Source organism: Zunongwangia atlantica 22II14-10F7, assembly GCF_002094855.1.
Lineage (GTDB): Bacteria > Bacteroidota > Bacteroidia > Flavobacteriales > Flavobacteriaceae > Zunongwangia > Zunongwangia atlantica.
On record NZ_ARYN01000088.1, the window covers coordinates 1 to 289 of the forward strand.

The 289-nt window shown below is 31.5% G+C and carries 1 pseudogene; it reads right to left on the reverse strand.

Annotated elements, in window-relative coordinates:
• Window positions 1–111: 111 nt before the first annotated feature.
• Window positions 112–222: pseudogene (locus IIF7_RS21135) on the reverse strand (cell envelope biogenesis protein OmpA); the annotation flags it as partial.
• Window positions 223–289 lie beyond the last annotated feature (67 nt).

The following is a 289-nucleotide window of genomic DNA, read 5'->3' on the forward strand; positions in this document are numbered from 1 at the left end:
TTCAATATAAAAAAAGGCGAAACTTAATAGTTCCGCCTTTTTTAAACAATTTAAACTTTATATTTATTAGGTTCGAGGCAAGCCTCAAGGGAAATAAGCCCTTAGTGCATTTTAAATTTCTCCTTCAGAATCTAACATTGCAAAGAATTTATCAAGATTAGGAATTACCACAATTCTTGTTCTTCTATTCTTGGCCATATTCTTTTTAGAAGTATTTTCAACTTTAAAATTGGGAATGACTCCCTCGCTATTGTAAACATAGCCGGTTATTTTCTGTGCATTTACCGTA